The sequence below is a fragment of the Amphibacillus sp. MSJ-3 genome (assembly GCF_018919165.1).
GTDB lineage: Bacteria > Bacillota > Bacilli > Bacillales > Amphibacillaceae > Amphibacillus.
On sequence record NZ_JAHLQM010000044.1, the window covers coordinates 1 to 14,961 of the forward strand.

The 14,961-nt window shown below is 36.3% G+C and carries 13 protein-coding genes and 1 riboswitch; of the genes, 12 read left to right on the plus strand and 1 reads right to left on the minus strand.

Features of this window, described 5'->3' with window-relative positions; translation table 11 throughout:
- Window positions 1-191: 191 nt before the first annotated feature.
- Window positions 192-303, plus strand: a riboswitch (SAM riboswitch).
- 93 nt (window positions 304-396) lie between these two features.
- The 12 genes from KQI76_RS10760 (at window position 397) to KQI76_RS10815 (ending at window position 13,652) form a co-directional block, all read left to right on the plus strand.
- Window positions 397-1,422 (plus strand): methionine ABC transporter ATP-binding protein, encoded by a 1,026-nt coding sequence (locus KQI76_RS10760; RefSeq protein WP_216400304.1) that lies wholly within the window; start codon window positions 397-399, stop codon window positions 1,420-1,422.
- Window positions 1,415-2,080, plus strand: a complete 666-nt coding sequence (locus tag KQI76_RS10765) for a methionine ABC transporter permease (protein ID WP_216400305.1) — start codon at window positions 1,415-1,417, stop codon at window positions 2,078-2,080. The genes KQI76_RS10760 and KQI76_RS10765 overlap by 8 nt, the downstream gene beginning before the upstream one ends.
- 230 nt (window positions 2,081-2,310) lie before the next feature.
- Entirely contained in the window at window positions 2,311-3,153 is an 843-nt protein-coding gene (locus KQI76_RS10770) for a MetQ/NlpA family ABC transporter substrate-binding protein (protein ID WP_216400306.1), read from the plus strand.
- Window positions 3,154-3,488: 335 nt separating this feature from the next.
- On the plus strand, window positions 3,489-4,274 hold the full coding sequence (gene sufC, locus KQI76_RS10775) for a Fe-S cluster assembly ATPase SufC (protein WP_216400307.1): 786 nt from the start codon (window positions 3,489-3,491) through the stop codon (window positions 4,272-4,274).
- Between the two features lie 17 nt (window positions 4,275-4,291).
- Entirely contained in the window at window positions 4,292-5,599 is a 1,308-nt protein-coding gene (gene sufD, locus KQI76_RS10780; protein WP_216400308.1) for a Fe-S cluster assembly protein SufD, read from the plus strand.
- A gap of 1 nt (window position 5,600) precedes the next feature.
- Window positions 5,601-6,821, plus strand: a complete 1,221-nt coding sequence (locus tag KQI76_RS10785) for a cysteine desulfurase (protein WP_216400309.1) — start codon at window positions 5,601-5,603, stop codon at window positions 6,819-6,821.
- Window positions 6,811-7,245 (plus strand): Fe-S cluster assembly sulfur transfer protein SufU, encoded by a 435-nt coding sequence (gene sufU / locus KQI76_RS10790; RefSeq protein ID WP_216400310.1) that lies wholly within the window; start codon window positions 6,811-6,813, stop codon window positions 7,243-7,245. The genes KQI76_RS10785 and sufU overlap by 11 nt, the downstream gene beginning before the upstream one ends.
- Window positions 7,246-7,289: 44 nt before the next feature.
- Window positions 7,290-8,687, plus strand: a complete 1,398-nt coding sequence (sufB, locus tag KQI76_RS10795; RefSeq protein ID WP_216400311.1) for a Fe-S cluster assembly protein SufB — start codon at window positions 7,290-7,292, stop codon at window positions 8,685-8,687.
- A gap of 335 nt (window positions 8,688-9,022) precedes the next feature.
- Window positions 9,023-10,423, plus strand: coding sequence for a bifunctional metallophosphatase/5'-nucleotidase (locus KQI76_RS10800; RefSeq protein ID WP_216400312.1), 1,401 nt, complete (start codon window positions 9,023-9,025; stop codon window positions 10,421-10,423).
- A 180-nt stretch (window positions 10,424-10,603) separates the two neighbouring features.
- The gene (gene yunB / locus KQI76_RS10805) at window positions 10,604-11,365 is read left to right on the plus strand and encodes a sporulation protein YunB (RefSeq protein ID WP_371817678.1); all 762 of its coding nucleotides are present in this window, start codon (window positions 10,604-10,606) and stop codon (window positions 11,363-11,365) included.
- 697 nt (window positions 11,366-12,062) lie between these two features.
- Complete coding sequence (locus KQI76_RS10810; protein WP_216400313.1) at window positions 12,063-13,535, plus strand: sodium-dependent transporter; 1,473 nt, start codon at window positions 12,063-12,065, stop codon at window positions 13,533-13,535.
- Between the two features lie 18 nt (window positions 13,536-13,553).
- Entirely contained in the window at window positions 13,554-13,652 is a 99-nt protein-coding gene (locus KQI76_RS10815; RefSeq protein WP_216400314.1) for a methionine/alanine import family NSS transporter small subunit, read from the plus strand.
- Between the two features lie 159 nt (window positions 13,653-13,811).
- On the opposite strand, the gene KQI76_RS10820 is transcribed toward KQI76_RS10815, so the two are convergent.
- Window positions 13,812-14,747, minus strand: a complete 936-nt coding sequence (locus KQI76_RS10820; protein WP_216400315.1) for a M23 family metallopeptidase — start codon at window positions 14,745-14,747, stop codon at window positions 13,812-13,814.
- Window positions 14,748-14,961 lie beyond the last annotated feature (214 nt).

The following is a 14,961-nucleotide window of genomic DNA, read 5'->3' on the forward strand; positions in this document are numbered from 1 at the left end:
TTAATAACGTCACACTACCTAAACGGCGAGCAAGCGAAGCGCGGTAGCTAATGGTGTACAATATTAGAGTGTCTAACTTACTGTTATGAAAACAACATCGAGAAAATATTGACACATACTTGAATAAAAAAACAATTGACACTTCTGCAATCTCATGCTATGATCACAGTTAACTAATTATATGTTCGATACTCTTATCGAGAGTGGTGGAGGGACTGGCCCGATGAAACCCGGCAACCGTTAAACGAATGATGTTTAAAATGGTGCCAATTCCTGTGAGGTGTATACTTCGGTAGATGAGAGAGCAAGAAGACTTTGCATGTTAATACCAACGTCTTTCTGTTCTCCTTGAACAGAAAGACGTTTTTTAAATAGGCGTATAAGTGAGGGAGTTAGATGATTAAAATAAAACAATTGTCCAAAATTTTTGAAACGGACGATCAGAGCGTTCAAGCAGTAGATGATATTAATTTAACGATTGAATCTGGAGAAATTTTTGGTGTGATCGGTTATAGCGGGGCTGGTAAAAGTACATTTATTCGCTTGATTAACCGTTTGGAAGAGCCGACAAATGGAATGGTGATTGTAGATGGTCAAGAGATTACCAATCTAAATAAAGATGACCTGCGCGTAACTAGACAGGAAATGGGTATGGTTTTTCAACATTTTAACTTACTTTGGTCACGAACAGTGAGTGAGAATATTGCCTTTCCATTAGAAATTGCCGGTATTTCCAAACCAGAACGAAAAAAAAGAGTAAGTGAGTTGATCGAATTAGTGGGTTTAACTGGCAAGGAGGATGCTTATCCTTCCCAACTAAGTGGTGGCCAAAAGCAGCGTGTTGGCATAGCCCGAGCATTAGCTAACCAACCGAAAGTATTACTATGTGATGAGGCTACATCAGCATTAGACCCAGAAACGACAGACGCGATCCTATCACTACTTGTTGATATTAATGAAAAATTGGGCATAACGATTATTTTAATTACCCATGAAATGCATGTAATTCAGAAGATTTGTCATAATGTTGCTGTGATGGAAGATGGACGGGTGATTGAGCAAGGAACCGTACTTGATGTCTTCTCAAATCCACAACAGCCTGTAACAAAGAAGTTTGTTGAACAGGTGATGGGTAAGCCAGATGATGAAATAACTGTGGAATCATTAATTCAAACAATATCTTCAGGTCAAATTCTAAAATTACAATTTATTGGCGAAACAGCAAGCCATGCCTTAATTAGTAAGGTAGCGAAGACTTTTGATGTGGAAGTAAATATTCTACAAGGGAATATCAAACAGACACAAGCAGGGCCTTATGGATCGCTCTACATTCAAATAATCGGTGACGATAAAGTTATGAAGCAAGCGATTGACTTTATTCGTTCAACAACTGTTAAAGTGGAGGTGATTCATCATGACTAATTTACTTCCTAATGTTGATTGGTCAGATTTAGTTGTGGCAACTGGGGAAACCTTTTATATGACTTTCATTGCCTTAGTCGGTACCTTGTTATTAGGAATTGTACTTGGTTTATTGCTTTATTTAACTTCATCAGGAGGAATTTGGGAGAATAGAGTGGTTCATTTTGTATTCTCTGCCTTTGTTAATATTTTCAGAGCAATCCCATTTATTATTTTAATTTTTTTACTAATTCCATTTACGGTTTTCTTATTTGGTACTTTCAGAGGGCCTAATGCAGCAATCCCAGCCTTAATTATCGGCTCTGCTCCTTTCTATGGACGTTTAGTTGAAATCGCATTACGCGAAGTTGATAAAGGTGTCGTTGAAGCGGCTCAATCTATGGGAGCGAAGACATCAACGATTATTTGGAAGGTTCTTTTAAAAGAGTCAATGCCAGCCCTAGTTTCAGGTCTAACAGTGACTGCCATTGCCCTAATCGGATATACCGCTGTTGCTGGAGTAATTGGGGCAGGAGGATTAGGTGATTACGCTTATTTTTATGGGTTCACTAGATATGCCTTTGATATTGTCTTTGCTTGTACAGTTCTAATCATTTTGATCGTATTTATTTTTCAAGTCATTGGTGATTTTATAACAAAGAAAATTGATAAACGATAATTTTTGAACAGTTTATGTAAAAATAGTAATTAGTAAGGGGTTATTTATTTTCTAACACCCTTACGCCCGCTGAGTAATGATTTACTTTATACTTAGTCTTAGGCTGTTTATACCTTTTAGAAAAGAAGTCATAATTAATAAGGTAATCTAACAATTGGGGTGATGGGATTTCCAACCTTGATTGCAGATTTACTTTATATAAAAAAATATTATAAAGGGGAGATTGAAAAATGAAGAAAAAACTGAGTATATTTATTTTGCTTGTAACAAGTCTATTATTGGTTGCGTGTGGAGAGGGTGACTCTACTGACACAGGTTCAACAGATAATGAGACTGTAGAAATTAAGGTAGGGGCGACAAGTGTGCCACATGCTGAGCTATTGGAAGAGGTTACTCCACTTCTTGCTGAACAAGGGATTGAATTAACAATTGAAACATATACAGACTATGCTTTGCCTAACGAAGATTTATCACGTGGAGAGTTAGACGCTAACTTCTTCCAACACATACCGTTCTTTGAAGCTGCAATCGATGAAAAAGGGTATGACATTGTCAATCTTGGTGGTGTTCATATTGAACCAATCGGTGTCTATTCAAAAGGGATAGCCAGCGTTGATGATATTAAAGAAGGAACAGAAGTTATTATTAGTAGAAATGTACCCGACCATGGAAGAATTTTGTCTTTATTCGAAGCAAATGGTTTGATTACTTTAGATGAGAATGTAACGAAATCTGTTGCAACAGTTGATGACATTATTGATAATCCGTTAAATTTAACTTTTTCACCTGATGTTAATCCAGAGTTTTTAGTTCAGGCATATGAAAATGAAGAAGATACACTCGTAGTTATTAATGCGAATTATGCCATTGAGGCTGATCTCTCACCGTTGGATGATGCCTTATTTTTTGAAGGTGATGATAGTCAATATGTAAATATTGTTGTTGCTCGAGCAGAGGATGAAGATAATGAAGCATTACAAAAATTAGTAGAAGCGCTTCAATCAGAAGAAATTCATGAATTTATTAATGAACAATATGGTGGAGAAGTCTTTCCTTATCAAGGAGATAATTAATTTATTGAGGAATGAATGATTAACAATTAAGTGATGTGATTGATAATCATCACTTCGAAATCATAACCCCTTTTCGATATTAAAGAAAAGGGGTTTTTGTATATCGTTACTCAATGATAAGATTTGAATGGGTTCATTTAGGCTTTATCACTTATATGTGTTATGATAATAAAGAAAAAGACGTTTTTATACTATTAGGTATGAAAACCTAATTAACCATACTGAAATCTTGATATTAGATTTGAAATAGTATAAGATTGTAATGAGAATAAAGTGAGAATGGTATAAACTTACTGTTCTTTAATAATAAAATATTCATTTTGGAGGTATAGATTATGTCAGGGTCTACTTTAGAAATTAAAGATCTTCATGTTGAAATTGAAGGTAAGGAAATTTTAAAAGGGGTAAACTTAACTGTAAAGGGCGGAGAATTCCATGCCATTATGGGTCCAAATGGTACAGGTAAGTCCACACTTGCTTCTGCTATTATGGGGCATCCTAATTACGAGGTGACAAAAGGCTCCATTTTGATGGATGGCAAAGATGTACTAGAAATGGACGTGGATGAACGTGCGAGAGCTGGACTGTTTCTAGGGATGCAATATCCAAGTGAAATCAGTGGTGTAACAACATCCGACTTTTTACGTTCTGCAATTAATGCCCATCGTGAAGAAGGCGATGAAATCCCTCTAATGAAGTTTATTAAGGAAATGGATCAAGCAATGGATTTCCTTGATATTGATAAAAATATGGCACAACGCTATTTAAATGAAGGTTTCTCAGGTGGAGAGAAAAAACGTAATGAGATCCTTCAATTAATGTTAATAAAACCGGCGATTGGTATATTAGATGAAATTGACTCAGGACTTGATATAGATGCTTTGAAGATCGTTTCAAAAGGAATTAATAAGTTAAGAGATGAAGCTTTCGGTTGCTTAATTATCACTCACTATCAAAGACTATTAAATTATGTAACACCTGATCATGTTCATGTTATGATGCAAGGACGTGTTGTTAAATCCGGTGGTAGAGAACTCGTTGAACGATTAGAAAGTGAAGGTTATGACTGGATTAAACAAGAATTAGGCATTGAAGATGAAACTGTTGGTCAAGACGCTTAATAGAGAGGAGAGATTAAATGTCAGTTGAAATGTTGGAGAAATATACACTCGATTATATTGAAAATTTTTCAAGTCAAAATAATGAGCCCGATTGGATGAAAAAACTTCGTGCGGATGCAATCACACAAGCTCAAAAGCTTGAGATGCCAAAACCTGATAAAACAAATATTAGTCAATGGGATTTTTCAAGTTTTTCACACCAAGCAGAAGCTGAAGAAATCTCTTCTTTAGCTGATTTGCCTGATCACATTAAAAAGTTTGTCGATCTATCAAATGATGATCAAAATTTGGTCATTTTGCGAAATCAAAAAAATAGTTATCAAGCCTTATCGGATGATTTAAAAGAGAAAGGTGTTATTTTCACCGATATTTTTACAGCCATGCAGGAACATCCTGATTTAGTTAAGAAATATTATTTAACTGAGGCGGTTACTGTTGATGAACATAGATTAACAGCTATTCATGCTGCTTTAATGAATGGTGGTGTCTTTTTATATGTCCCACGTAATGTTGTTATTGAGAAACCTGTTCAATCGATCTTCTGGCAAGAAGATGAGAACTTAGCATTTTTTAATCATGTTATTATTGTGGCTGAAGAGAATAGTCAGGTGACTTATGTTGAAAATTACTTATCAGATCATAAAGAAACCAAAACGGTAGCAAATGTTATTTCCGAAGTTATCGCTAAAGATAATGCATCTATTTCATATGGATCAGTCGATCACTTTGCTCGGGGAACAACTTCGTATATTAACCGTCAAGGAGTCGCTGAACGAGATGCAAGAATAGAATGGGCGCTTGGCCAGATGAATGATGGGGATACCATTTCAGAAAATGTGACTCATTTACTAGGTGATGATTCGTTTTGTTACGCAAAAGCTGTTTCTGTCGGTCGTGGTGATCAAATTCAAAACTTTACTGCTAAAATTGTCAATCATGGTAAACGTTCAAACGGTCTCATTTTACAACATGGTGTAATGAAAGAGCGTGCAACTGCTATTTTCCACGGGATTGGGAAAATTGAACACGGTGGAACAAAAGCAAATGCTGAACAAGAGTCTCGCGTTCTTATGTTGAGTAAAGATGCACGTGGGGATGCAAACCCAATTCTTTTGATTGACGAGGATGATGTAACGGCAGGACACGCAGCTTCGGTTGGACGTGTTGACCCACTCCAACTTTACTATTTAATGAGTCGGGGAATTTCTAAGAAGGAAGCCGAACGTTTGATTATTCATGGTTTCTTAGCACCAGTAGTTAATAGCATTCCAATTGAAGCAGTAAGAAAACAATTGACAGATGTTATCGAAGGGAAAGTCTATTAAAATGGATATTAAAGCCATTCGTGCAGATTTTCCGTTATTAGAACAAGAAGTAAATGGTTTCCCGCTTGTTTATTTAGATTCTGCTGCTACTGCACAGAAACCAAACCGAGTTATTGAGGCCGTTAATTCTTATTATCGGATGGATAATGCTAATGTTCATCGAGGCGTGCATACGATTGGAACGCGTGCAACAGAACAATATGAGAATGCTCGTGACCGGGTTAAACAATTTATTCATGCAGAGCATCGAGAAGAAATTATTTTTACTAGAGGAACCACAACGGCGATAAATCTTGTTGCAAGTAGTTACGGGTCTCAACATATCCAAAGGGATGATGAGATTGTCATTACCCAAATGGAACATCATAGTAATTTGATTCCTTGGCAACAGTTGAGCAAAAGAACAGGTGCAACATTGAAATATATTCCGTTAGAATCTGATGGGACGATCTCACTAGCTGAAGTAGAAAAAATCGTAACCCATAAAACGAAGATTGTTGCTATTACACAAGTTTCGAATGTTTTAGGAACAATTAATCCAATCAAGGAAATTGCTGAAATCGTTCATCGACATGACGCCGTCTTATTGGTTGATGGAGCACAGGGTGTACCACATCTTCAAGTAGATGTTCAAGATTTAAACTGTGACTTTTATGCTTTTTCAGGTCATAAAATGTGTGCCCCAACAGGGATTGGTGTTTTATATGGCAAAAAAGCTTTGTTAGAACAAATGGAACCTGTTGAATTTGGCGGTGAAATGATAGATTTTGTTGATCTTTATGATTCAACTTGGAAGGACCTCCCGTGGAAATTTGAAGGGGGTACCCCAATTATTGCAGGAGCAATCGGTCTTGCTGCCGCAATTGATTATTTGACAGAGATTGGTCTAGATCAAATCGCTTTACACGAGCGGGAATTGGTTGACTATGCGATTGAGCAATTAAAGTTAATCGATGGAATAGATATTTATGGACCAGAACACCGTGCTGGATTAATCACATTTAATATAGCGGACGTTCATCCGCATGATACAGCAACGGTTTTAGATGCAGAAGGAATCGCTGTTCGTGCTGGACATCATTGTGCACAACCTTTAATGAAATGGTTAGGTGTGACAGCTACTGCACGAGCAAGCTTTTATTTATACAATACAAAGCAAGATGTTGATCGATTCGTGGCCGGATTACAGAAAACAAAGGAGTTTTTCACCAATGTCTTTTAACAATTTAGACACTTTATATCGACAAGTTATTATGGATCACTATAAGAACCCTCGAAATCGCGGTTCGTTGTCAGAAGAGGCGTTAACGTTGGAAATGAATAATCCTACTTGTGGAGATCGGATTCAGCTTTATTTAATCGTTGAGGATGATAAAATAAAAGATGTTAAATTCGATGGTGAAGGGTGTTCAATTAGTTTAGCTTCTGCTTCAATGATGACACAAGCGATAAAAGGGCAAAAGCTATCGGTAGCTTTGAGTATGGCTGATTACTTTTCTAAATTGATGCTCGGTGAAGATGTTGAAGTGACTGACTTGGATATGGGTGACGTTGAAGCACTTCAGGGTGTTTCAAAGTTTCCGGCTCGAATTAAATGTGCAACTTTAGCATGGAAGGCAATGGAAAAGGCCGTTAAACAAAAATAAAATTTAGTTTTCTACGTATACGATAACTAATAAGGAGGGCTATCATGGCTAATAACGCACCTAGTGTAGGAGAATATAAATATGGATTTCATGATAAAGATGTCTCAATTTTTCGTACGGAAAAAGGACTAACGAAAAAGGTTGTTGAAGAGATTTCTAAAATGAAAGAAGAACCTCAATGGATGCTAGACTATCGTTTGAAAGCACTCGAACATTTTTATAGTAAGCCAATGCCACAATGGGGTGGCGATTTATCTGAACTTGATTTTGATGAAATCACATATTATGTGAAGCCATCAGAAAAGTCAGAACGTTCCTGGGATGAGGTTCCTGAAGAGATTAAACAAACATTTGATAAGCTTGGTATCCCGGAAGCAGAACAGAAATATCTTGCGGGTGTATCTGCTCAATATGAATCTGAAGTTGTTTACCAAAGTTTGAAAGAAGATTTAGAAGAAATGGGTATTATTTTTCTTGATACCGATTCAGCGTTAAAAGAGCATGAGGAACTTTTCAAACAGTATTTCGGTAAGGTTATCCCTTATACAGATAATAAATTCGCTGCACTTAATTCTGCGGTATGGTCTGGTGGGTCATTCATTTATGTACCAAAAGGTGTAAAAACTGATACACCATTACAAGCTTATTTCAGAATTAACTCAGAGAATATGGGACAGTTTGAACGCACACTGATCATTGTAGATGAAGGAGCTTCTGTACATTATGTTGAGGGTTGTACCGCTCCAGTCTTTACAACGAATTCCCTTCATAGTGCAGTTGTGGAGATTTTCGTTAAGAAGGACGCTTATTGTCGCTATACAACGATTCAGAACTGGGCAAATAATGTCTATAACTTGGTAACAAAACGTGCGATATGTGATGCGAATGCAACAATGGAATGGATTGACGGTAATATTGGTTCAAAATTGACGATGAAATATCCATCTGTTTTATTAAAAGGTGAAGGATCAAGAGGAACAACGATGTCAATTGCTTTAGCAGGTAAGGGCCAACACCAAGATGCTGGAGCAAAGATGATTCATTTAGCACCTAATACATCATCAACGATTGTGTCCAAGTCAATTTCCCAACATGGTGGGAAAGTATCATACCGTGGTATGGTTCACTTTGGTCGAAAAGCTGATGGTGCTCGGGCTAATATTGAATGTGACACGTTGATTATGGATAATAAATCAGCTTCAGATACGATCCCATATAATGAAATTTTAAATGAGAATATTTCACTTGAACATGAGGCAAAAGTATCTAAAGTATCAGAAGAACAATTATTCTATTTGATGAGCCGTGGAATTCCAGAGTTGGAAGCAATCGAAATGATTGTTATGGGCTTTATCGAACCGTTCACTAAAGAATTACCAATGGAGTATGCTGTTGAGATGAATCGACTAATCTCGTTCGAAATGGAAGGAAGCATTGGATAACAACTCTAACCCTTGTCACAACAACCTTTGTGGCAAGGGTATTTATTTTTTGTCTGTATTTACTTTTTCCGCAAAACAAATTGACTTTAAGTATAAAAGTCCCACCACAATCACAGAAGTGGAACCATGGGATGATAAGTGAAAGACCAATAGTCAGCAAAAACACGATTTATTCATCTAATCCTATTTAATAGTAATAGAAAAGCCGCTACCGAGTAAAGATTTATTTTGTTAATAGTCATCTTTCGTTATAATGTTTAATAAGGTTTATCATTGTTGATTTTAAAACCTGATTTTTTATAGATGAAATTGTTATTTGGACAGGGGTATGTGAGATGCAGGAAGAGATTTTTTTCTATTTTACTAGTGATTTACATAGTTATTTTGATAATTGGCCAAAAATTGTTCATTTTTTAAATCAAAGAGTAATTGAGCGGAAAAACAAAAACCAGAGTTATTATATATTAGATAATGGTGATCACATTGATCGTATGAATCCTATAACCGAGGCCTTGAAGGGAAAGGGGAATGTCGAACTATTAAATGAGGCTCACTATCACGTGGTTACTTTAGGAAACAATGAAGGAATTACTTTAACGAAGAAGGAGCTTTATCAACTATATGATCAAGCTGAATTCAGTGTTGTCTGTGCAAACCTATTTAGTCGAATTGATCCTAATCCAAGTTGGTTAAAGCCATATGAGATCTTAATAACAAACTCTGGTGTGCGGATCGCTGTTATTGGTTTAACCGCTCCATTCACTGCTTTTTATAATCCTTTAGCTTGGGATATTGATGATCCATTCGTGACGCTTTCTAAGTATATCAAGGAAATTGAAGAGAACAGTGATATTATCCTTCTGTTATCACATTTAGGTATTGATCAGGATGAAATGATTGCTGAACAATTTCCTGAAATAGATGTGATTATTGGTGGACATACACATCATTTGTTTGAAATAGAGGAACACCGTAATCAATCGATTTTAACAGCAGTTGGAAAATCAGGCTTTTATGTAGGCGAAATTCAACTGTCTTGGGATCATGATACACAAAGCTTAGTAGGTAAAAAAGCTGCTGCACACCCAGTTCCTGATGGTTTAGAGGATAGTAAAACAACTGAATTATTGAACAAGCAGAGGTTAACTACAAAGCGAATAATGAATAAAGAGGTTGTTACCCTAACAAGGCCACTTGAAGTTGATTGGTTTAAAGAAACCTATTTGATTAAACAATTAGTGCACACTTTAAAAAATTGGACAAATGCAGATGCTGCGATGTTAAATGCTGGTATTCTATTGGGGGGTTTTGATCAGGGAATTGTTACTGAATTAGATGTGCATAAAAATTGTCCACACCCGATTAATCCTTGTCTAGTTGTTATAACTGGTCAGGAGTTATTAGAGATTGTTAGGGCAGGATTGACTAAGGCATACCAGCAAAATCATGTCAAAGGCTATGGATTCCGTGGTAAAGTGATGGGAACTTTAGTATATGCAGATATTGACTTTGAATTAGAACATGATGATGAAGGGAAGGCATATGTTGAAAGTTTATGGATAGGGAATGAACCCTTAAATGTAAAAAAGAAATATCGGCTAGCAACAGCTGATATGTTTACATTTGGTCATTTATCACCACAAATTTCACGTGCCCAATCAAAGAAGTTCTTTATGCCAGAGTTTATGCGCGATCTCTTAAAGGTAACGCTTAAAGAAATTGCAGAAAAGTCATAATTTGATTGTAATTTTTCACCTCCTTATAACAATGTCCGTGTTAATCGAGGGAGTTAAATAAACAAAACTAAATTTCAATGACTATCGTAACTTTTTAGTTCGAAGCTAAATTTTGAAGATAATCATTTACTAATACTATCCTTCCTAATATGCGCATATTCTATTTTAGGAGGGATTGTTGTGTGGCGAAGAAAAAGAAGATTTATAAGTTCGAAGAGTGATGTATTGGCGCTGACAACAGTTTTATTTTGTGTAATCACTTTACTTAGTATTTTTTATGTGAATAATAGAATAAAGCCTATTTTATTGGAGATTGCTGAGACGAGAAATGAACAATATGCCAATATGGCAATGGGGATTGCAATAGGTAAAAAGATAAACGAGGATTTAGAACTGGGAGAATTGATTACCTTTGAGTATGACCAAAATGGTCGGGTAGTGAGTTATCAAGTAAACGCAGCTCTAGAGACACGCATTCAACGCAATATACAATTTCGGGTAGAGAAATTTCTTCATTTACTTGAACAGGGAGTTATCCCAGATGAATCAGATTTATTAGAGTTGGAATTAAGTCAATCAGAGATTGACCAGGTTCGGCAACAGGCAAATTTAGTTGAAATTCCCCTCGGGCAAGTTCTTGGCATTCCTTTATTAGCTAATCTAGGGCCTAAGATCCCTGTTAATTTAGAAGTGATTGGATTTGTGAACACAGAGGTGGAAACACTTATAACTGGAATGAAGATAAATAGTGTCCATATTGAACCTATAGTCCATATCAATGTTGAAATAAAAACAATTATTCCTTTTGGCTCGAAAACAGCGATAATTGATCAATCAATCCCGATTGGAAGTGGCGGTTATAGTGGAGAAGTCCCTTTATACTATAATATGAACCCTGATGATGATATGTCTTTATCAATTCCACTAGAACCTGTTGAATGAGTATTTGAAAGTACAATTTAACTACGAATAGATACAATCGAAGATTTTATTGATTATCCCTAAGATATGTAGCGTGGCGGCGGTGGGAGTAGGATCGACAAATCCTAATGGGTGGACAGGGGATTTTGAGTCCCGCGCGTCTGCCAATTCCACCATGCTGTTATATGATTGGGAGCGGTAACTGGATTTGACCGATGATAAAGTTTCTGCAGACATCTGCCTTACCCCTTGACAATACCGCCCAATCAAATCATCTTATAAAAAAATATATCCAAGGTATCTTTACTTAATTTGAATCGGATGAATGGCTAAAAAGTAGGTGAGGGAATGAGCAATTACCCCGCCTACTTTTTTCCGAATGTTCACAAAAAAGGCTTTGACATATACCTAACTAACCGATATAATCGATAAATATCAGAAAAAAGTAAATATTTGAACGATTAACTGAGTGCCTTTTCTTTTACCTTAACTGACTGTCATCATCTACTTTGAATTTTGAACAATACTAAGATTGATAAGTAGGCATAACAGTCAGTTAAAGTCTGCTTAGTTTATCTGAATGATGTCCTTTTGATGGGGCAAATAACCGCTGTCCTCATCAAAAAACAATTATCCGGCGAATGTAAGATATACTATATATTTAAGTGTATAAAGTTAATAGTCAGAATATTCTTTTTCTATCAAGGGGGAAATAGATATGGAAAATAGATCGCAATGGGGATCACGTTTGGGATTTCTATTAGCAGCAATGGGGTCTGCAATAGGTTTAGGTAATATTTGGCGTTTTCCAGCTGTAGCCTATGAAAATGGAGGGGGTGCTTTTTTCATCCCTTACTTATTTGCCTTATTAACAGCTGGAATTCCGATGCTAATCATGGAATTTACAATTGGACATAAATATCGTAGTTCTTCGCCACGTGCATTTAAACGAATCAGCAGCGGGATGGAATGGATTGGTTGGTGGCAGATTGCTATTTCATTTGTTATTTCGACTTATTATCCAGTTATTGTTGCATGGGCAAGTGCCTATGCTTACTATTCACTTTCACAGGCATGGGGGGATAACCCAGAAGCATTCTTTTTAAATGATTTCTTGAATCAAATCGAACCAGGTACATTTGGATCAATTGTCCCTAGTGTATTAATTCCAATCATTATAATTTGGTTTATTGTCTTTATCATCCTTTTTAGGGGAGTTAAAAATGGAATTGAGTTCGCTAATCGAATTTTTATTCCACTCTTATTAATTTGCTTTACCTTAATCGTTATTCGGGCGGTTACTCTACCGGGTGCATTGTCTGGTTTGGAGGCCTTCTTTAAGCCGGATTGGTCTTCAATTATGGATGGATCTGTTTGGGTTTCGGCCTATTCACAAATATTTTACAGTTTATCAATTGGTTTTGCGATTATGGTGACATTTTCATCTTACCTACCTGAAAAGTCAGATATTACGAATAATGCTTTTATTACAGGTTTCTCTAATTCTTCGTTTGAATTACTCGCTGGAATTGGTGTTTTCTCTGCCTTAGGATTTATGGCAACTCAAACAGGTCAAGAAGTTTCAGAAGTGGTCGAAGGTGGAATTGGTTTAGCATTTATGGTTTTTCCTAAGATCATTAGTCAGATGCCGGCACCGGCTCTGTTCGGATTTTTATTCTTTGCTTCACTTGTTTTAGCCGGCTTGTCATCAATGGTGTCGATAAACGAAACCTATATTGCAGGTCTTCAAGAGAAGTTTAATATTTCACGTCGGGCATCAGTAACAATAGGTGTTGGACTAGCAGCAGTTGTCTCAATATTGTATGCCACACAAGGTGGTTTAGTTTTACTTGATACAGTTGACTATTTTATTAATAATTATGGGGTTGCATTAGTTGGCTTAATAGAAGTTGTAGCAATCGCTTGGTTTGCACGTGAACTTAATAATTTGCAATTACATGCTGACCGTGTATCAGATATTTTACTCGGCCCATGGTGGCAGTTTTCTTTACGTTTTATTACACCATTTGTATTAGGTTATATGATGATTCAGAACCTGAGAACAGATATGATTAGTAATTATAGTGACTACCCGAGTGAATTTTTATTTAACTTTGGTTGGATGGTTGTTATTGGTGCAATGGTATTTGGTGTTTTTATCACAATGCTAAAATGGCCAAATGAAAAGTAATAATAAGGAGAGAAAAGTATGTCAGTATCCGCAATTGTTATGATGATTATCGGAATGTTAATTATTTGGGGTGGATTAGTGGCTAGTATTATACATGCCTTTAAATCAGCAAAATAATTTTTTAGAAAAAAGAGGCTGGGTCAAAACCCTATATTAATGCATAAACCGCATGAAATCAGATTTTAAAAGCTTGATTTCATGCGGTTTTATTTTTGCGTTTATTACTAAATCAATTAGTTTTTAACTGATGTCCAACTTCCTTCAATCAATCGTCAACTATTGTTTTTCTGCTTTTTTTAAAGAAGGATAAGGGTCGAAAGCCCATTGATTTTCTCCATTATCTTTATACATACCATAATGGAGGTGTGGTGGGAATTTTCCAGAAGTTCCAGGTGGTCCATAACCGGTTGAGCCCACATAGCCAATGACATCACCGGGCGCAACAATGCTTCCTACTTCTAATCCCGCTTCAAAACCATTTAAGTGGGCAAAGTAATGGTAAATATTATTTAAATCGCGAATACCAATTCGCCATCCACCATATTGATTCCAGCCTTTAATCTCTACTGTTCCATAAGTAGTTGCTTTAACTGGAGTTCCATAATCAGCGAAAATATCAGTCCCTTCATGAATACGTCTCCCGCCAAAACCTCGGGCATCGCCCCAAGTGCTTCGGTAACTATAGTTGAAATGATTAGGAATTGGGAAGGATACATCATCGAGTGCTGTTGTTTTAAATGTACGATAAATCTTGGCATTTTGTTTAATGGTTTTAACAGCCAAAGGTCGTTGATAATAATCCCATAAAGCCTGATGGATTTGGGATTCGGTTATACCGTAAGTTGATAAATAACAGGCCATAGTATAGAGTTGATCTTCAGGATCATTTGGGTCAGCCTTACCATCACCATTTCCGTCTTGCCCTAAGCCCCTATGGATGATTATGGATTGTTGATCTGGATCGTTGTTTATATTAGTGATACCAAACCAATAGTGATCAGGAAAGCGAATTGAGATTAACCGCTCATCGCGATGAATTTGACGCTCGTATTGATCGATAGCCGCTAAATAGTACCAGGGTATTTGGCTGAGTATTTCAGTTTTTATATAGATAGCTTGTCTCTCTGAATGTGACTGTGTTTCTTCAGCAGATAAAACGAGATCAGGAAATAATATTAAAGTGAGAAGGACAGAAATCATTAGTTTTTTCATTAACATAACCTCTTCTAAAAAAGATAATAAGTATAATATGGTCAAATTTGTCCTGAATAATGAATGGAATTTTTATCCAAAGGTTATTATTGTAAGTATGTGTATAATGTTTCTCAATGATACTTAAATCAAAATACTAGACAAAAAAAGAGAAGACACTCTAATATAAATGTAAGTTTCGCGACTAACATTTGAAAAGAGGTCTTCTCATGGA